General features: G+C 37.1%; 17 protein-coding genes and 1 tRNA gene. 13 read left to right on the top strand and 5 right to left on the bottom strand.

Annotated elements, in window-relative coordinates:
* Positions 1-59 precede the first annotated feature (59 nt).
* From ACFSQP_RS02650 to ACFSQP_RS02630, 5 genes are all read left to right on the top strand, one after another.
* Positions 60-1004, top strand: coding sequence for a PorP/SprF family type IX secretion system membrane protein (locus ACFSQP_RS02650; protein ID WP_376891563.1), 945 nt, complete (start codon positions 60-62; stop codon positions 1002-1004).
* 148 nt (positions 1005-1152) lie between these two features.
* Positions 1153-1932 (top strand): DUF3108 domain-containing protein, encoded by a 780-nt coding sequence (locus ACFSQP_RS02645; protein WP_376891561.1) that lies wholly within the window; start codon positions 1153-1155, stop codon positions 1930-1932.
* A gap of 6 nt (positions 1933-1938) precedes the next feature.
* The gene (locus tag ACFSQP_RS02640) at positions 1939-2277 is read left to right on the top strand and encodes an FUSC family protein (protein WP_376891559.1); all 339 of its coding nucleotides are present in this window, start codon (positions 1939-1941) and stop codon (positions 2275-2277) included.
* A gap of 68 nt (positions 2278-2345) precedes the next feature.
* The gene (locus ACFSQP_RS02635) at positions 2346-3383 is read left to right on the top strand and encodes a M28 family peptidase (protein ID WP_376891557.1); all 1038 of its coding nucleotides are present in this window, start codon (positions 2346-2348) and stop codon (positions 3381-3383) included.
* A gap of 117 nt (positions 3384-3500) precedes the next feature.
* Positions 3501-5057, top strand: coding sequence for a M28 family peptidase (locus ACFSQP_RS02630; RefSeq protein WP_376891555.1), 1557 nt, complete (start codon positions 3501-3503; stop codon positions 5055-5057).
* A 164-nt stretch (positions 5058-5221) separates the two neighbouring features.
* Here the strand turns inward: ACFSQP_RS02630 and ACFSQP_RS02625 are convergent.
* From ACFSQP_RS02625 to ACFSQP_RS02615, 3 genes are all read right to left on the bottom strand, one after another.
* Positions 5222-5297 (bottom strand) — tRNA-His (locus ACFSQP_RS02625).
* A 60-nt stretch (positions 5298-5357) separates the two neighbouring features.
* Complete coding sequence (gene bshB1, locus ACFSQP_RS02620) at positions 5358-6080, bottom strand: bacillithiol biosynthesis deacetylase BshB1 (protein WP_376891554.1); 723 nt, start codon at positions 6078-6080, stop codon at positions 5358-5360.
* A 3-nt stretch (positions 6081-6083) separates the two neighbouring features.
* Positions 6084-7235: a trans-sulfuration enzyme family protein gene (locus tag ACFSQP_RS02615; RefSeq protein ID WP_376891553.1), complete on the bottom strand. Its 1152-nt coding sequence runs from the start codon at positions 7233-7235 to the stop codon at positions 6084-6086.
* Between the two features lie 190 nt (positions 7236-7425).
* Here ACFSQP_RS02615 and ACFSQP_RS02610 point away from each other — a divergent pair, with 190 nt between their 5' ends.
* Complete coding sequence (locus ACFSQP_RS02610; RefSeq protein ID WP_376891551.1) at positions 7426-7797, top strand: hypothetical protein; 372 nt, start codon at positions 7426-7428, stop codon at positions 7795-7797.
* Between the two features lie 260 nt (positions 7798-8057).
* Here the strand turns inward: ACFSQP_RS02610 and ccsA are convergent, their stop codons facing one another.
* Both ccsA and ACFSQP_RS02600 read right to left on the bottom strand, forming a co-directional pair.
* Positions 8058-11270 (bottom strand): cytochrome c biogenesis protein CcsA, encoded by a 3213-nt coding sequence (ccsA, locus tag ACFSQP_RS02605; RefSeq protein ID WP_376891549.1) that lies wholly within the window; start codon positions 11268-11270, stop codon positions 8058-8060.
* A gap of 136 nt (positions 11271-11406) precedes the next feature.
* The gene (locus tag ACFSQP_RS02600) at positions 11407-11805 is read right to left on the bottom strand and encodes a group III truncated hemoglobin (protein WP_376891548.1); all 399 of its coding nucleotides are present in this window, start codon (positions 11803-11805) and stop codon (positions 11407-11409) included.
* Positions 11806-11862: 57 nt separating this feature from the next.
* On the opposite strand from ACFSQP_RS02600, the gene ACFSQP_RS02595 reads away from it, so the two are divergent.
* The 7 genes from ACFSQP_RS02595 to ACFSQP_RS02565 all read left to right on the top strand — a co-directional run bounded on the left by ACFSQP_RS02595 (position 11863) and on the right by ACFSQP_RS02565 (position 19238).
* A complete protein-coding gene (locus tag ACFSQP_RS02595) occupies positions 11863-12636 on the top strand; it encodes a Rossmann-like and DUF2520 domain-containing protein (RefSeq protein ID WP_376891546.1) in 774 nt (257 codons plus the stop codon).
* Between the two features lie 45 nt (positions 12637-12681).
* Entirely contained in the window at positions 12682-13212 is a 531-nt protein-coding gene (locus tag ACFSQP_RS02590; protein WP_376891544.1) for a KdsC family phosphatase, read from the top strand.
* Positions 13213-13260: 48 nt separating this feature from the next.
* Positions 13261-14178 carry a geranylgeranylglycerol-phosphate geranylgeranyltransferase gene (locus ACFSQP_RS02585; protein ID WP_376891542.1) on the top strand — a complete coding sequence of 306 codons (918 nt, stop codon included), beginning with the start codon at positions 13261-13263 and terminating at the stop codon, positions 14176-14178.
* A complete protein-coding gene (locus ACFSQP_RS02580) occupies positions 14178-14768 on the top strand; it encodes a Maf-like protein (RefSeq protein ID WP_376891540.1) in 591 nt (196 codons plus the stop codon). The genes ACFSQP_RS02585 and ACFSQP_RS02580 overlap by 1 nt, the downstream gene beginning before the upstream one ends.
* Positions 14769-14837: 69 nt before the next feature.
* A complete protein-coding gene (locus tag ACFSQP_RS02575; RefSeq protein ID WP_376891539.1) occupies positions 14838-15383 on the top strand; it encodes a mechanosensitive ion channel domain-containing protein in 546 nt (181 codons plus the stop codon).
* Between the two features lie 32 nt (positions 15384-15415).
* Positions 15416-16483, top strand: coding sequence for a magnesium/cobalt transporter CorA (gene corA, locus ACFSQP_RS02570; RefSeq protein ID WP_376891538.1), 1068 nt, complete (start codon positions 15416-15418; stop codon positions 16481-16483).
* Between the two features lie 256 nt (positions 16484-16739).
* Entirely contained in the window at positions 16740-19238 is a 2499-nt protein-coding gene (locus ACFSQP_RS02565; protein WP_376891536.1) for a PIG-L family deacetylase, read from the top strand.
* Positions 19239-19328: the final 90 nt, after the last annotated feature.

The raw sequence follows: 19328 nt of genomic DNA, 5'->3' as shown, positions 1-19328 counted from the left end.
GCCCCACTGCCTGCAGCAGTTTGCGGTGGGGCTATAAACAAAGACTTAAACCCAAATTCATGAAAAACCTATATTTATTAACCGCACTGCTACTTGGTTCCATATTGGGATATGGCCAAGAATTAGCCATACCAACCTACACACAATATTTAGCCGATAACCCGTTTGTAATTTCGCCAGCCTATGCCGGGATAGGCGATTATGTAAAAATTAGAGCCAATGGTTTAACCCAATGGGTAGGCATTAAAGATGCACCAGATATGCAATCTCTGGCAGCCGATTTACGCTTGGGGCAGCGTTCCGGTTTGGGGGTGTTTTTATATAACGATAAAAACGGATTTACAGAACAACGAGGATTTAGAGCTTCTTTTGCCCACCACCTAACCTTAAGCAAAGCGCGCGACCAGTTTCTGTCCTTTGGAATGTCTTATAACATGAATAGTTTCCGTATTGATGTGGCTAATTTTAATATCAGCGATTCTTCCATAGAAAACGATCGGAAACTAATTAACCATAATTTTGATATTGCTTTCCTGTATCGGTTGGAGTCCTTTTATGCCAACCTAACAGCCAGTAATTTGTTAAATAAAGATTTAAACAAATTTGGTATTAATGAACCTGGCGCTTTACGCAATTACCAATTATATACAGGTTATGTTTTTAATAGAAGCCGTAATAGCGATTTTGAAATAGAGCCTTCCGTATATGTTCAATATTTTGAAAGCGATGGCCGGTCTACAACCGATTTAAACTTGAAATACAGACGTATTTTAAAAAACGACAATTATTTTTGGGCGGGCGTAAGTTATAGGTTTCTAAACGATCAGGTTATGGACCCCTTAAATATTGGTCCAATGGCAGGCGTTAAAGTCTCCAATTTTTATTTTGCTTATTCATACCAAGTAATAACCAACGAACTAACGAGCAATAACAGTGGTACCCACATGGTTACCATTGGTTTAGATATATTTCAGGGTATTAGTAATTGTGCCTGTACTTTGTAATTGTTTTTCTTTGTTTTTCAAGCCATAAAGTTCTGCATCTTTATGGCTTTTTTTTTAATTAAGTCGCTAAAATAGTCTAATTTTGATTTGGCCTTATCAAGCTTAACTAAAGCAAGTTGCTGGCTATTAACTAATTCCTCTAGCCTATATGCAGTATCTTACATTTGCAGCCCTACTCGTATTTTCATTTCTCGGAAATGCACAAAACACAGCGGTTTCTATGAACGAAACTTTAAGATTTACAGCTGCTTATAATATGTCTGGAATCATGACAGATATTGCGGAACTTACTATGGAAACACGTCCAGTAAAAACCTCGAAAGCCACGTTACTACGCCTAAAATGTACCGCCACAACCTACAGCAAATGGGATACCTTTTTTAAAATTCGCGATTTGTACGAAAGTTATGTTCACCCCACTACGTTACAGCCCTACTTATACAAGCGCGATATAAACGAAGGCGGCTATTATAAATTTATGCAGTATACCTTTTTAAAAAAAACCAATACGGTGCAGAGTTTAAAAAAGAAACGCCGGGGCGATGGCAGTATTTGGGAAGAAAAAAAAGTCATAACTATTGGCAAACACACACAAGATATTGTGAGTACTTTGTATGGTATTAGAAATTTAGATTTGGAATCGGCTCAAATAGGTCAGACTTATCCCCTAACTGTAATTTTTGATAATTTAGAATACCACATAACTTTAAGTTACCAAGGACAGGAAATACGAACCACCAAACTTGGCACAAAAAACTGCCATAAACTGGGTATAACCATTAAAAATAGTCAGGTATTAAAAGGCGCTCAAAACAATTTAATATGGTTAACTGCAGACGCCAATAAAATACCTGTATATGCTAAATTTAAAATAGCTGTTGGTAATGGCGAACTAAAGTTAAACGCTGCTTCCGGTTTAAAAAACTAATATTTTATGAAAAAAATACTAACTTTAGGTAGCTTACTGTGCGCGGTATTTGCCATTTTATTAGCCGTATTACCCTTATCCAATTTCGCTTTTTTACCTGCGGGGTTAGGAGCCTTACTGGCCGGAAGCGCTTTTTACGTTGCCCTGAAACAAAAACAACCAACACATAGTATAAAACTAGCTTTTTTGCTGCTAAGTATTGCTTTAGTATTGGCTTCCTATAAATTACTGTTTACAAGTTTGAAGGTAGAAAATACAGAAGAACTTCAACAAACCGAACAACAGTCTGAACAAGAAGCCATAGAAACTTTAGAAGAATTAAATCTAGACGACATAGAAATGTAAACCACAAAAAAATCCGTAGGTTGCCAATGGTTACAGCCTCTATTTTTTTTAAGAAAACCCAATAAGCCATGAAAACACTTCTTATTGCTTCTGCATTCACACTCATAGGATCCTGCGCCACTACACGTTACTCGGAAAAAATTGAAAATCTTAAAAATACCATTCAAGTTACAGATAGTCTGGAAATAACCAGATTTGCCAAAACCATTAAAGCAGACGAATTAAAAACGCATTTGTATACGTTTGCTTCACACCAGTTTGAGGGGCGCAAAACCGGTGAACCCGGACAAAAAACAGCCGCCAATTTCCTAAAAGACTACTATATAGCACAGCAAATAGCATCGCCACTTGAGGGCAGTAATTACTTTCAAACCGTGCCTGAATCCTTTTTACCCACTAATATTAAAGCTTCCGAGAACATTCTAGCCTATATAAAAGGCACCGAAAAACCAGAGGAGGTTATTATTATTTCTGCGCATTTAGACCATTTAGGGTACAAAAATAATGAAGTTTATAATGGTGCAGACGATAATGGTTCGGGTACCACCGCGCTCATGGAAATGGCTCAAGCTTTTAAAATTGCCGAAAATGAAGGATTTTCACCCAAACGCAGTATATTATTCCTTCACCTAACCGCAGAAGAATTGGGTTTATACGGCGCGCGCTACTATGTTAACCATCCCGTCTTCGAATTACACAAAACCATAGCAAATTTAAACATTGATATGATTGGGCGCGTGGACGAAAAACATGAAAACAACCCAGATTATTTGTATCTAATTGGTGCCGATAGAATTAGTAAAGAACTTCACTTTATTTCGGAAAAAATAAACAATACCCTGTATCAAATTAATTTAGATTATACTTTTAATGCCGAAGATGATAAAAACCGCTATTACTTCCGCTCCGATCATTACCTCTTTGCAGAACAAAATATACCTGTCATTTTCTATTTTAATGGTGAGCATGCGGATTACCACGAAACTACAGACACAGCCGATAAAATAAACTACCCATTATTAGCCCGCCGCACTAAATTAATATTTGCTACTGCCTGGTATTTAGCCAACATGGACAAACCTTTAATACACAATTCCCAACTGTAAAAGTCTTGTTAAAGTTTGTTAAATATAAACATAGGTTTCCGGCTATGCACGGTTTTTTCGTATTATAGCGCATTAGTCTATTTATAAACAACGCAATAATAACACGTACGCATTATTATGAAAAAATCTCTCTTTATTTTAGGTGCCTCGTTTTTGGCATTTAGTTGCGGCTCTACACAAGAAAAGCAAACTACCGCCAAACCTGCTACACCTGCAAATCCTACAGAATATGCCAATACCATAACCTCGGCAGAACTGAAAGACATGCTTTATACCTTTGCTTCAGATGAATTTGAAGGTAGGCTAACAGGACAAAAAGGGCAAAAAATGGCTGTAGAATATCTAAAACAGCAATATACAGATATGGAAGTACCAGCCGCACAAGCAAATGGTAATTACTTCCAAAACGTGCCGCTTCAAATTATGGAAGTGCCAAAGGTAACCTTAAGCATCAACAACCAATCGTTTAAAATGGTAGACGATTTTGTATCGGCTGCAACCTCTAAAGACGGTTCTGTTACTTCTAGCCAAATTATGTATGCTGGCTATGGCATTCAGGACGGTACATACAACAGCTATAACAATTTAAATGTAAAAGGAAAAGTTGTTCTCATAAAGGCTGGCGAACCAAAAAACGCTGATGGCACCTACGTGATTTCTGGCACTTCAGAGGCCTCAAAATGGTCTAACTTCCGCCAAGAGTTTGCCGCAAAACGCGATATTGCTAAAGAACTTGGTGCTGCTGCTGTTTTATTTTACGCACCAGATATTTACAGCATGGCCTCGCAGCGCTTTGGTAGGTCTAGTGGCCGAATGGCCCTTCAAGGCGATGCAGAAACAATGTACTATTTATTTGTAAATACAGAGCTAGCTGAAAATATTATGCCAAATATAAACACAGCTACCGAAACGGAACAATTGGACGTAGCCTTTAATATGGAGTATGTAAATGCATCTAACACCTTTACTTCAGAAAATGTTGTCGCTTTCATTGAAGGTTCGGAAAAACCAGAAGAGGTTATCGTATTAACCGCGCATTTAGATCACGAAGGCGTTCAGGATGGCGAAGTGTACAATGGTGCAGACGATGATGGTTCAGGTACCGTTGCCATTTTAGAAATAGCTGAAGCATTTAAAACAGCTGTAAAAAATGGCCACGCACCAAAGCGCTCTATTGTATTCTTGCACGTTACTGCGGAAGAGAAAGGACTTTTAGGTTCTCGTTACTACACCGATATGGACCCTATATTTCCTCTTAAAAATACCGTTGCAAACTTAAATATGGATATGATTGGACGTACAGATCCTAAACGAACCGAAGGGAAAGACAATTATATTTATTTAATTGGAAGCGATAAATTAAGTACAGAATTGCACGAAATATCCGAGGAAATGAATAAAACCTACATGAATATAGAGTTGGATTATAGGTTTAATGCGGACAACGATCCTAATCGTTTTTACTACCGCTCGGACCATTACAATTTTGCGAAACACAACATTCCTGTTATTTTTTACTTTAACGGTACCCACGACGATTATCACAGACCAACCGATACGCCGGATAAAATTCGCTACGATTTACTAGAAAACAGATCGCGTTTGGTTTTTTACACAGCTTGGGAGCTGGCCAATCGTGCAGAACGTATAATAGTAGACAAAACCTTTAAGTAAACCATAACTTGTTTTAAAACTTCAAAAAAGCCTTTTATTTTTCAATAAAAGGCTTTTTTAGTTCTACGTAAAACTAAAGCGAGCTGTAATACCAACAGCAAGAATAATAAATTGATTTACAGCACAAAAAAACCTTTCAGAAAATCTGAAAGGTTTAAATTTTTGGGTGGAAGACGGGATTCGAACCCGCGACCCTTGGTACCACAAACCAATGCTCTAACCAGCTGAGCTACAACCACCATTTTAATGAGTGTGCAAATGTAAACGATTTCTTCATTTCCACAAAGTTTTTTATTAAAATTATTTCAAATTAAATAAACTTTCAACCGCTGGGTAGCGCTCTACCGTATACCCTTCCGCGAAATCCACGCCTACTATTCTGCCAAAATCTTGTGCTCTGTACCTAACACTATCCGTAAAATTCTTGGTAGAAATTGGCGTTTGCGGCTCTTGACTATCTGGGTTGTAAAATTGTGTTTTATACGCAAAAACAGCGGCCATTTTTTTATCCATAAAACCAGTAATATCTACTACAAAATCTGGCTTAAGGTAATGCCACTGAATGTAATGGTAAACATGCTTTGGCCGCCACGGTGCTTGTAGTGTGTTGCTGCTAGTGCAGGTTGTTTCTATTTTTAATAACCCACTTAAAAAACAGGCATCGCTAACCAACTTACTTCCCTTGCCATGGTCTATATGCCGGTCGGAAACCGCATTACATAAAACAATTTCTGGTTGAAATTTTCTTATTACCTCAATAATTTTTAATTGATGCGCCTTATCGTTCATAAAAAAACCATCGGCAAAACCTAAATTAACGCGTACACTAACGCCCAAAATTTTGGCGGCTTCAGCTGCTTCTGCATCGCGTGTTTCTGCAGTGCCACGGGTTCCTAATTCACCACGGGTTAAATCAATAATACCAACTTTTTTTCCGTTGGCTATTTCTTTTGCTATAGTGCCCGCGCAACTTAATTCTACATCGTCTGGATGCGCTCCTATGGCTAAAATATCTAATTTCATTTGTTATTGTATCGTTTTTAAAGCTTGTTCAATATCTGCTAATAAATCTTTTTTTGATTCAATTCCAACAGAAAAACGCATTAACTGGTTATTAATACCCAATAAATCGCGCTCTTCCTGCGAAAGTAAAGCATGTGAGGTAAGGTACGGCGATAGTATGGTACTTTCTACTCCAGCTAAACTCATGGAGGCCTTTATAAGCTTTAATTCTTTTTGAAATTGCAAGGCGTCTAAACCGGCTCGCAATTCAAAAGACATCATGGCTCCAAACCCGCGCATTTGCGATTTTGCTAAGGCGTGTTGCGGGTGACTTTTTAATCCTGGATAGTACACCTTTTTTATATCGGCATGCTTTTCTAAATACTTGGCTATTTTTTTTGCATTTTTTGTTTGCGCTTTTACCCGTAATCCTAGCGTTTTAATACTTCGTTCTAACAACCAAACCGTCATGTCGCTTAAATTACCGCCAAAATTTTTGGCAACGTGCCAAATGGCATCTATTTGTGCCTGGGAACCTGCCAGTGCACCAGCCGAAATGTCGCTATGACCTCCCAAATATTTGGTGGCAGAATGCATGACTAAATCTATTCCAAAGTTTAAAGGATTCTGATTTATAGGACTTGCAAAGGTATTATCTATACTGGTTAATATGTTATGCGCCTTTCCTAAATTAGCTATGGCTTGAATATTGGTAATGGTTAAAAGCGGATTTGAAGGTGTTTCAATATGAATTAATTTCGTGTTACTTTGTATGGCTTTCTCAAAGTCGGCCGGCTCATAACCATCTGTAAAAGTAAATTGAATACCATATTTTGGAAACTCCTCCCGAATAAAATGGCTTGCACCACCATATAAGGTGTTTTGAACCACCACATGATCGCCGGATTTTAAAATGGCGAAAAACATAGCACTTAAAGCAGCCATACCCGAACTAAAAACCAAAGCGGCTTCTGCCTGCTCCAAAGCGGCTATTTTTTTTGATAACCCCTCTTGATTGGGTGTGTTAAAGTAACGTGGATAACGCTTGGTATTTACATCCATAAATTCATAGGAAGTGGCCATGTAAATGGGTGAAACAGCACCTTTAAATTGCGTGTCCTCCACCTCGCCTGCATGGGTACAAATGGTATTAACCCCGTATGTAGCATGTTTCATAAGTGTCTGCTTTTTGTGCCACTAATTTACAACTATTATACAAGTCTTTCAGGGCCATTAATAAGAGATATGTAGAAATAAGGGGTTTTACTGGTAATACCGTTCAAAAAAAATGGATTAAGCAAATCATTATCAGGTTTTTACAGCTACTGAAAGGCAAAATTCATAAATTTTTGTTATATTTACCATTATGAGTACAACAGAACAACAAGAAAGCACCACATTTTTAAAAGAATCTTTGAATTATCTGGAAAATTTAGGCTACGACAATATTAAAGCCGATGTTCCTGGTTATGAAAGTCCGAAGTCCTACCACAAAAAAGGATCGGATTTAACTATTACACCAAATATTGTTGCCGAAAAAGCAGGTAGGAAGCATTATTTCGAAATTAGCTTAAAATCTGAAGAGCCCATTTTATTAAAATCCAAATGGCGTTTTTTAGATGTGCTTACACGCATGAAAGATCACAAGTTTCGAATTATTACACGTCGCGGCCACTACAAATTTACTCAAGATATGCTAGATGATTTAAATCTTGATAAAGACCCTATAAAACTGTAAAAGTTTAAATACGTTATTTGCGTACCAACACGTATTGTAACGTTAAATAGGCTTTGTGCGCTTGCACCCACTAACGCCGTAGGCTAAAAAACTTTTTTTCAGGGCAAGGAAAAACAAACTTATTTAAGCACGGGTACTAACTTAATTTTTGTTAGCGCATCGTGCATTAGTTTATGTTTTTGAATTATAAAACGCATAAAAAAGCGGCTTCCGATTTATAAGAAACGGAGCCGCTTTTTTTGTGCTTAACTGCTAACTACTTATTTTTTGTAAAATTTTGCATATTTTCGGTATGCAAAGAAACCGAGAACAGCTATTATACCAAAACTAATGGCAATAAACTTAACGCTTAATATTTGATCGCCACTGGCATAAGAGTGCAAACCAGCCAAGTAAAAGTTAACACCAAAGTAAGTCATTATAATACTTGAAAAAGCAATAATAGATGCTAAATTAAATCCAAACAGTCCGCGTAAACCTGGCACCAAACGCATATGAATTACAAAAGCGTAAACCATAATACTAATTAAAGCCCATGTTTCCTTTGGATCCCAGCCCCAGTAGCGCCCCCAACTCTCGTTAGCCCACATACCGCCTAAAAAGTTTCCAATTGTTAATAAAACCAAACCAACCGTTAAGGCCATTTCATTAATAATAGTTAACTCCTTAATATTAATAAGCATTTTGCTTTTGTTGTTTTTGGTGGTAAAAATCATTAATAGCATCACCAAAATACCTAAAATAGTACCCAAGGCAAACGGGCCGTAACTGGCTACAATAATAGATACGTGAATCATTAACCAATAACTATCTAAAACTGGTTGTAAGTTGGCAATAGACGGGTCCATCCAGTTCCAATGCGCTACCATTAAAATAATAGCTGTTACAAAAGCCGTTGCCGCGATAGTTAAATCGCTACGTTTTCCGAATGCCAAACCAAAGAACATAGTTGCCCAAGCCACGTAAATCATAGATTCGTAAGCATCACTCCATGGTGCATGGCCGGAAATATACCAGCGTACAGCTAAACCTATGGTGTGCAAAATAAAGAAAGCCCAAATAATCACTTTAGAAACAGTAACCGAAACATTTATAATTTTGTTGTTTTCTTTAAATATTTGAAAAATTAGTACAATAAACATGAAGGTAGCAGCATACATATACATGCTAAACAGGTTTCTAAAAATATCGTAATGGTTATACATTATTTCCGCTTTCACCTTTTTTTCCGAAAGCATAACCTCGCTACCGTATTTGTTTTGTGTTTTGGTAAAGGATTCTAAAATTTCTTCAGCTTGTGTAAAATCGCCCGACTTTTTAGCCAAGTTTAGCGTTAATAAATATGCGCTAAACCCATTGTTAATAAAGTTACCGTATAGCGAATCCTGTATTTTTTCCCGATAGGAATCGCGTCTAAATTCCACGGACGAAATCCATTTATTATTTTCATCGTCTGGTACCGGAAAAATTCGCAACGCATAACCATCTATAGTGTTATACAATAAATTTACGCGCTGGTCGGTTTCTTTCATTTCCTTTTGAATACCGTTTGGAATTTGCGCCTTATAAGCGTCTTCTAAATAAGGTCCTAATTTGTAATTTCCCTCGCGTGTGAAGAAATCTACTAATGGCACATATTTTTGATCTTTAGGCACACCAATAATGGTGCGGATAGAATCGGCTTTTTGAGGCTTTAAATAAATAATTGGCACATTATACCACAGTAGTGGACTTTCTTGAATGGACAAGAAAATTTGATTGGCATCAAAATCGCCATACGAATCCTTTTTACTTAATTTCCGAAGCATTTCGGAAGCAAAAGTATTCAAGGGTTTCATTCTACCACCTGCATCTTGAATTACCAAACTTCCAAACTTACTGGCGTGCTCTTTAGGTGTAATATTTACCTGTAAAATAGAATCTATTTGCTCTTGAGTGGGTCTACTCCTATCGTGTTGATGCCCATCATCTGGACCATGTCCCTGCGCAACACCTGTTAGGGTAAAAGCGAGCAGTAATATGGTGGCAGCTTTGGTTTTTAATTTATTTTTCTTCTTTTCCTTAATCGCGGTTAACTTGCGTTCTAAAGCACCAAACCGTGTGTTTTTGTCGAATAAAATGGCCATTAAGCCCAGGTACAGTAACATGTAACCAATATACGTAACCCATGTACCTAAACGGTCGTGATTAACAGACAAGTGCGAACCTAATTCATCGGGATCAAAACTTGCTTGGAAGAAACGATAGCCACGATGATCCAAAATATTGTTCATATAAATACGGTAATTAAAATCGCCTTCTTCCGGATCGATTATAGTTACTTCGCTGGCAAAGGCAGAATAGCTCTTTTCTGTACCCGGATATTTTTCAGCTATAAAATCGTTTAGCTTCACACTAAAAGGCAATTCTAGAATTTTAGAACCATATTTTAAAGCAATATCTAAACCGGCAATTTCCAATTTCTCGAAAGGCTTACTAAAACCTTGACCACCAAGTAAATTAACGCGTTTGGTTTCACCTCCAGAGGTTACCTTCAACACAACACCATCTTCATCACCGCGAAGCATTTCAGATTTTTTAACCAGCTCAAAATCGCCTTTTACAACGGGTTTCGGAAATACCATTTGCATGTCTGCAATTACGTAACGTGCTCTTAAATTTAAGGGTTGAATACTGTCCTTAACCAGTTTACCAGATTGGCCAGTTGCCATGGTTAAATATTCGCCTTCAAAAGGCGACTGAATAGTTAATTCGCCGTCTTTATAAGTAATATTTACAGCACCATCTACATGGTTATTCAATGAAAAAAGCACATTATGAAGACTCTGTACCTCGCCCATTTTTAGGAAGTGATTGTGCGGAGCACCTCCGCCAGATTCCACAATTTTAAGGTACTCATCGCCTGTATCGCTGGGTACCACGTCTAACTCGGCATTACCTATAAATTGTTCTAACTCAAAAGTAACATCTTGGCCATTGTACGACGTTTGGTAGTAAAAACTGTTGTTAAGTCTTGGTGAAAAATCGACTTCTTTTTCAACAATTTTTCGTTGGGCTACACCATCCACCATATAATCGCCATCAATGTAGGCCGTTAAATAGGTTTTTTGAGATAGGAAAGTATTTTCGGTAGCACCCTCGCGGATGGCCATAATCCCTTCAAAACCAATATAGCGTGTGATACCTGCGCCAATAATGATAAGGATAAAGGACAAGTGAAGCGTTAAAGTAGCCCATTGCTCCTTACGCCAAAGGCGGTATTTTTTTATGTTTCCAATAAAATTAATAGCGAATAAAACCATTATCGCCTCAAACCACCAGGTGTTGTAAATTAAATTTCGGGTATAGGGCGTGGGCGAGGTATCCTGACCGGCATCAAGAAAAGTACCAATGGCCATAGCCACAGCAAAAGCAATAAATAAGAAGGACGTTAATCGTGTTGAGAAAAGGAACTTAGCGAGTTTATTTTGCATCTTTTTTGACTCTAAAAATTGAATAATGCAAATTTACGGCTTTTGTTTTGTAAATAATGACAAAAAAAACAAGTCTTTTTTTAAGAATTTGTTAAAAAAAAATTAAAAAATAAGCCCTCTTTTATTAATAAGCTGATTATCTGGATTGAAAAATATTTAGGTATAAAAAACTACTCATTTTCCGCGCACGGTGTTTTGCGTTTTCAGCAACCTCACCTTCAAAATGGGCATTAATAGTTTCAAGCCATAAATTTAGCCATGCACCAAAGTGTTTTTCTGTAATCACGTGCTTGGTTTCGTGGTCCACACGCACGTGTACGTCCAGAGGATTGCCTTGATATTTATGCTCTAATTTACGTGTCATAAACAGGCTACTCTCCCAAAAGGTTGTTAAATGGTTTATGTGCGCATCCCAATCTGTTATTATTGGATTGAAAAAAGGCCCCAAAAAGGAATCTTTACGCACTTTATCATAAAAGGTACTGACTAAAAAATGTATATCTTCCCGGGTTTCAATAGTTTTTTTTGCTCTCATATCACAAAGATAGGCATCATTCTTTTATATCAAATGAGACTTCGCTATTTTAGCCACATGATAACAGTTAGCATTTTAGGAGCAGGCAATGTAGCCACCCATTTATTTGAAGTCTTTTTACATTCAGAAACAATTAAAATAGTGCAATGGTACAACCGATCGTTACGCGCTTTAGCTATGTATCAGGACCAGGTGGAAACTACTAATAATTTAAACGACTTAAAACCAGCCGATGTTTATATAATTGCCGTTAGCGACGATGCCATTTCTGGACTTTCGGAACAACTTCCATTTAAAAACAGACTTATTGCGCATACCTCTGGCAGTGTAAGTGTATACGATTTGGACAAGAAAAACAGACGTGCCGTATTTTATCCGCTACAAACATTTTCCAAGGGTGTGGCTATTGATATGAGTGCTGTACCTATATGTATTGAAACCACAGAAAAACAAGATGTACCTTTACTTAAAGCTTTAGGCAAGCAAATTGGTTGCCATACGCATAAAGTAAATAGCGAACAGCGGCGCGCCTTACATTTGGCTGCAGTTTTTGTAAACAATTTTACCAACCAATTATACCGCGTTGCCCACGAAATAACAGAACAGGAAGGCGTTGAATTCGATATTTTAAAACCACTTATTTTAGAAACTGCTAATAAAGTGCAAACTATATCGCCCTACTTGGCCCAAACCGGCCCAGCTAAACGAAATGACAAAAAAACGATAAAAAAGCACTTAAAACTGCTTACAAACGAACACCATCAGGCCATTTATAAACTGCTAACCAGTTCTATAAAAAAAACGCACGGCTCGATACCAAGAAATAACTAGAAGTTAATGCTTCAGCGTAAAAAAATAATATAAAAACCCACTATTATGGACTCCAAAAGCTATAAAGAACATTTAGAACATATTACCACGTTTATTTTTGATGTAGACGGCGTGTTAACCGATGGCACTGTTACCGTTTTAACCTCTGGCGACATGCTACGAACCATGAATATTAAGGATGGTTACGCCCTAAAAACCGCCGTTAAGAATGGGTTTAAGGTGTGTATCATTTCTGGTGGCACTAATGAGGGCGTGCGCTCGCGGCTAGAAGGATTGGGTATTAAAGATATTTTTTTGGGATCGCATAATAAAATTGAACAACTTAACATGTACCTAAATCAGCATCATATAAAATTAGAAAACGTTTTGTACATGGGCGATGATATTCCCGATTATCCGGTAATGCAGTTAGTTGGCTTGCCATGCTGTCCGCAGGATGCAGCACCCGAAATTAAAAGTATTTCTAAATATGTTTCGCATAAAAATGGTGGTCAAGGTGCGGCACGCGATGTTATTGAGCAGGTTTTAAAGGTTCAAGACAAGTGGTTTACAGATTTTAATGCGCAATACGATTAAACGCTACTACCTGCATATTTTTTAATTTTATAAAGTCTTTTTTGCCCTATGCTGAATTTCTTGAGGTTAGTGCGTTGGAAAAATTTACTACTTATTGCCTTTGTGCAACTTCTTATTAAATACGCCCTTTTAGAACCTTTTGGGGTAGCCATTACCTTAAATGGGTTTGGCTTTTCCATTTTAGTGGTGGCCACATTGTGCTTGGCTGCTGCCGGCAATATAATTAATGATATTTTCGATCAGGACACCGATAGTATTAACAAACCAAATAGGTTGCTTATTGGTAAGTTTATTTCAGAAAAATCGGCCTACTCGCTTTTTATCGCATTTAATGTAATTGGGGTACTACTTGGCTTTTATTTGGCACATTTAGTAGGCAAACCGGGTTTTTTCGCCGTTTTTGTTTGTGTTTCTGCCCTACTTTATATTTATGCCTCCTATTTAAAACAATTGCCAGTTGTTGGCAATTTGGTTATTTCGGTTTTGGTAGCCTTAAGTTTACTAATTGTTGGTTTGTTTGAGTTACTACCTGCCATTACCGCTTACAACCAACAAACCCAACTAACCTACTTCAAAATTATTGCAGATTACGCCCTATTTGCATTTTTTATAAACCTAATTAGAGAACTGGTAAAAGATTTGGAAGATATACCAGGCGACTATAAATCTGGAATGCGCACACTTCCTATTATTTTAGGACGCACGCGGGCCACTAATATTGCTCTGGCACTTTCTACCATTCTATTAGCTGCTGTAGTTCATTATTTAATTACTTATATGTATGAAAATTTATGGCTGGTTGTGTATTTTCTGATGGCTGTAGTAGCGCCTTTACTTTACATTGTTTTACGCTTGTTTTATGCTAAATTAGTTACAGACTATAAGCAAATAAGTACTATATTGAAACTTATTATGCTAACAGGCATGAGCTCCATGCTTATTTACAAATTTATTTTACTACCATAATGATACACCAACAGCTTAACAATTTTAATTTAATTTTAGCTTCGGGCTCTCCCCGAAGGCAGCAATTTTTTAAAGAGTTAGGTCTGGCGTTTAAGGTAATTTTAAAACCTGTAAAAGAGGAGTTTCCCCCACGCTTGCGTCATTTTGAAATAAGTGACTATTTAGCACAACTGAAAGCCTTGCCTTTTCAAAACAGTTTACAAGCTAACGATATTCTTATTACCAGCGACACCATAGTATGGCACCAACAAAAAGCTTTGGGTAAACCCAAAACACCACAAGAGGCTTTTAACATGATTCAATCCTTAAGTAATACCACTCATGAGGTTATTACTTCCGTCTGTTTTACAACAACCGCTAAACAAAAAACAGTAAATGCGGTTACAAAAGTCACTTTTAAGGCATTAACCGAACACGAAATTTGGCATTACATAACTACTTGTAAACCTTTCGATAAGGCCGGGGCTTATGGTATTCAAGAATGGATAGGCCAAATTGGTATTACCAAAATTGAGGGCTCCTATTTTAATGTAGTAGGCCTGCCAACCCATCTGGTTTATAAAACCTTAATGGAATTCACGGGGTCATAAATATTAGCTAAAATAGTTTTTGTTAAAGGTAATACACCCTATCTTTACCATAAAAAGGACAAAACAATTATGCTATTTTTTCAAACTTATAAATCGGAGTTTTTAGCAAGTATTATCTTGTTAATTATATTACTATTTATTCGCTTTACAGTAAAAACACTTATTCAAAAAATTGGTCAGAAAGCTGGCATAAACGATGCCCGAATTCATTTAATAGTCCGGTACGCCACGGTAACACTTTTTTTAATTTGGATGCTTATTCAGGCTTTTATTTTAGGAACAGAATTTAAAGAACTGGCCCTTATTTTCTCGTCTATATTTGCAGTTCTTGGTATTGCTTTGTTTGCCATTTGGTCTATTTTAAGCAATATTACCTCCGGAATTATTATGTTTTTTAACTTCCCCTATAAAGTAGGAGATAAAATAATGATTCACGACAAAGATTTTCCTATAGAAGCTATTATTGAAGACATTGCCGCTTTTCAACTTCATTTACGAATGGATAACGGCGATTTAGTTACCTATCCTAACAATTTAATTTTACAGAAACCTGTAACACTCTTAAAAAAAGATGCTGTGCTGTATCCGCATGATGATGGAACCGATGCAGTATAAATTTTCGGAAAATTGTTGTAATTTTCAGAAATATGAAAAAAAAGAGAACCACAAAATATAAAAAACACGTTGGTAAATCGCCTGGAACACTTATTTATACGGGCGAAAAAAACAAACAAGCACTCTTTATTGAGTCCTTCGATTATGGACCAGATTTTATAACCGAACAAGAACTCGCACATATTTCCGATGCTTTTCAATACAAATTTACAGATTCAATAACGTGGATAAATATTAATGGTTTAAACCACATAGACGATATTGAAAAAATTGGTAAACATTACAACCTACACCCCTTGGTGTTAGAGGATATTGTAAACACCTCGCAACGCCCAAAAATTGACGAATACGAAGATTATATTTTTGTATCGCTTAAAATGTTATACTACGATGCCGACGAAAATATAACCATAGAACAAGTTAGTATGGTTTTGGGCAATAATTATGTACTTACCTTCCAGGAAGCAGAAGGCGACGTTTTTGATACCGTTCGCGAACGCTTGCGCGCTGGCAAAGGCCGCATTAGAACCATGGGGTCAGATTATTTACTGTATGCCTTAATGGATGCAGTGGTGGACCATTATTATATTGTTAGTGAAACCATGGGCAATAAAGTGGAAGATTTAGAAGATTTACTGTTTAATGGTACCATAAAAGAAGATTTAAGTCAGCAGGTTTTAAACCTAAAAAAAGAATTGCTTAAAGTTAGGCGCGCCATTTTTCCGCTGCGTGAAATAATTAGTCGCATTCAAAAAACAGATAGCCATTTAATTCTGCAAAAAAACCTTCAATTTTACAACGATGTTTACGATCATATAATTCAGCTATCCGATAGTATCGATATTTTTCGGGAAATGATTTGGAGTTTAATGGATATGTACATGACAACCATTAGCAATAAAATGAACGAGGTTATGAAAGTCCTTACCATTATTGCTACTATATTTATTCCGCTAACATTTATTGCGGGTGTTTATGGTATGAATTTCGACCACATGCCAGAGCTTCACTACAAGCACAGTTATTATATTTTATGGCTTGTTATGGTACTTATTTTTATTGGCATGCGGTATTATTTTAAACGCAAAAAATGGCTTTAATGTGCTTTAAATGTAATGCACCATTCCGTTTTTTTTTCAGAAATTATTAAGGCAAAATACCCTAAAAACGGCGGGAACCATTGTTTTAAATATTACTTTTTTGTGGTTCCCAAATCTTTCAAAATTACAAGAGCGCATTGGGGTATTCATAACACAGCAAGCAGATTGTTATTTTAGTTAGGAGCGTTAAAAAAGCTTTAAAATAAAGCAAATGGCCTAGCTCTTTCTTATATTTGGTTTTTTAGCAAACGCCATTATGACAAAAATTTTACGCATTCTATTTTTTGCCTTAATATCCACCTCCCTATCATACGCTCAAAAACCCCAAAAACCAAATAGTTCAGATATATACGAAGCCATAAAAAAGCTTAATTTTTTAGGCTCTGTTTTGTATGTAGCAGCACACCCAGACGACGAAAACACGCGCCTTATCTCCTACTACGCCAATGGTATAAAAGCACGTACGGCTTACTTATCGCTTACACGCGGCGATGGTGGTCAAAACCTGATTGGTCCGGAAATTAGAGAGCTTTTAGGTGTTATTAGAACCCAAGAGCTTTTAGCTGCCAGACGTATAGATGGCGGTGAACAACTCTTTACCCGAGCCAACGACTTTGGCTATTCCAAACACCCAGACGAAACCTTTGCTATTTGGAACAAAGAAGCCGTTTTAAGCGATGTGGTTTTGGCTATCAGACGGTTTCAACCAGACATTATAATTAACCGTTTTGATCATCGTAGTCAAGGAAGAACACACGGCCACCATACAGGTTCGGCGCTATTAAGTTTGGAAGCTTTTGAATTGGCTAACCAAGCTTCGGTTTATCCAAAACAATTAGATAGTTTAACGACTTGGCAACCAAAACGCCTTCTTTTTAATACCTCTTGGTGGTTTTATGGTAGTCAGGAAAAATTTGATGAAGCCGATAAAAGTAATTTAATAGGCATTGAAACAGGCACCTATTATCCTTCTAAAGGTTTAAGTAACCCAGAAATAGCCGCTTTAAGTAGAAGTCAGCACAAGTCGCAAGGATTTGGTAATACAGGATCTCGGGGCTCCGCTATGGAGTATCTTGAACTCATAAAAGGAACAATGCCCAACCCGCCTTACAACCTATTTGATGGTATAGACACCACTTGGAACAGGCTAAAAGGTGGTGCGGCAATAGGAACCCTATTAAAACAGGTTGAAGCGCAGTATGATTTTAAAAATCCGGCAGCTTCAATTCCGCAATTAGTAGCAGCCTATAAAGCTATACAAGCGCTTGAAAACAGCACTTGGAAAACAGTTAAATTGAAAGAAATAAAAGCGGTAATAGCAGCATGCGCCGGGTTATTTTTGGAGGTCGTTGCAGAAACAAACCAAGTTACCTCAAACCAAACGGTTGTACTTTCGTTGGAAGCCATAAACAGAAGCAAAGCGCCAATTACGCTAGAAAGTTATACAAACGCCAACGGTATAGAAAAAACCATAAATTCAGCTCTAGTGAATAATAAAAAGTTACAAATTACCGACAGTTTACTTACTCCAGATGCCAATAAAAGTCCTATTACCACACCTTATTGGTTAACCCAAAAAGGAACTTTAGGTATGTATAAAGTACCCAATAGTAAGCTAATAGGCAAACCTGAAACTCCCAGCGTGTTTCAGGTAACATTTCAAGTTACTATTGCAGGTACCACAATTCCGTTTACCAAGCCAATTGTGTATAAAACAAACGATCCAGTAAAAGGTGAAGTGTATAAACCTTTCGAAATTATACCAGAAGCCGCTGTTAAAATAGCAGAAAAAGTTATTATTTTCGATACTGAAAACTCCAAACAAATTCCCGTAATTGTAAAGGCTGGAAGGGCAAATATTTCTGGCAATGTTCATATTGAAGTACCCGAAGGCTGGTTGGTTTCTCCCAAAAATGCTGTTGTAACCATTCAAAATAAAGGAGCTGAAGAAACAATACTATTTTCCATTACACCCCCAAAAAATAACAGTGAAGGCTATATTAAACCGGCCATTACCATACAGGAAAACATTTACACAAACGAACTTATTGAAATAGATTACAACCACATACCTTTTCAGACAGTTTTACTACCTAGCGAAAGTAAGGTGGTACGCCTAAATATTAGTAAAAAAGGCAAAAACATAGCTTATATTGCTGGAGCTGGCGATATGGTTCCAGAAAGCTTACAGCAAATTGGCTATCAGGTAACTATTTTAGAACCAGATGCTATAACCGCCAAAAACTTACAAAATTTTGATGCGGTTGTATTAGGTATTCGCGCTTACAATACCGTAGAAACCTTAAAATTTAAACAGGCTATTTTATTCGATTTTGTAAAAAATGGTGGTAACATGATTGTACAATACAATACCAGCCATGAATTGGTAACCAACAAACTAGCCCCTTTTCCTTTGCAGCTATCCCGGAACCGCGTAACCAACGAGGCCGCCGCAGTTACTTTTGTAGCACCTCATCATCCTGTTTTAAATGAACCAAATAAGATTACGCAAGCGGATTTTGAAAACTGGACGCAAGAACGTGGCTTGTATTTTCCCGATTCATGGGGTAGTCAATTTACACCTATTTTATCTATGCAGGATAAGGGCGAAACACCTAAACTAGGCAGTTTGCTTGTTGCAAAATACGGTAAAGGCTACTACGTTTATACCGGTTTAAGCTTTTTTAGAGAGTTTCCTGCCGGCGTTTCGGGTGCTTACAGGCTATTTGCCAATATGCTATCTTTAGGAAATTAAACATTAAAAATATATCCGGAATATGATACAAGATAAATACCAATGGAAAAAAATGTATACCATACTACTGGTAGCTAACATACTTTACAT

Origin of the sequence: Bizionia sediminis (genome assembly GCF_042684585.1) — a bacterium.
GTDB classification, from domain to species: Bacteria; Bacteroidota; Bacteroidia; order Flavobacteriales; family Flavobacteriaceae; genus Algorimicrobium; species Algorimicrobium sediminis.
Note: the sequence above shows the minus strand (reverse complement) of the source record. Positions and strands in the feature narration are given on the sequence as shown.